The sequence below is a fragment of the Brachybacterium hainanense genome (assembly GCF_042434575.1).
In the GTDB taxonomy this organism is placed as follows: Bacteria; Actinomycetota; Actinomycetes; order Actinomycetales; family Dermabacteraceae; genus Brachybacterium; species Brachybacterium hainanense.
In genome coordinates this window covers 1-508 of record NZ_JBHLSV010000064.1, presented here as the reverse complement: position 1 = coordinate 508, position 508 = coordinate 1, and the positions used below count along the sequence as shown (strand labels likewise).

At 56.5% G+C, this 508-nt stretch carries 1 pseudogene; it reads left to right on the top strand.

Annotated features, from left to right (window positions below):
* Positions 1 to 508 (top strand): annotated as a pseudogene (locus ACFFF6_RS19950) (error-prone DNA polymerase); the annotation flags it as partial.

Sequence of the window (508 nt, the reverse complement as noted above, 5' to 3'; positions counted from 1 at the left end):
GCAAATGTTTCGATTTGATCTCCCGTCACATTCGTCCCTTTGCCATGTCGGATATTCGCTGGGAAGATCAGGCCGTCTATCGTATGTTGCAGCAGGGCGACAGTATGGGGGTGTTTCAGGTGGAGTCACGAGCCCAGACCAGCATGCTGCCCAGGCTCAAACCCGCCTGTTATTACGATCTGGTAATACAGATAGCCATAGTGCGCCCGGGTCCAATTCAAGGAGACATGGTGCATCCCTTTCTGCGCCGCCGCGATAAAATCGAGCCGGTTACTTTTCCTTCGGCCGAGGTGGAAGGCGTGTTGTCACGCACTATGGGGGTGCCCATTTTCCAGGAGCAGGTGATCCAATTGGCCATGGTCGCCGCCGGTTTCAGTGGCGGGGAAGCCGATCAGCTGCGCCGAGCCATGGCCAGCTGGAAACGCAGTGGCGAGCTGGAGCAATTTGAACACAAGTTGCTTCAGGGGATGACGGCCCGAGGCTATAGTGACACCTTTGCCAGGCAGAT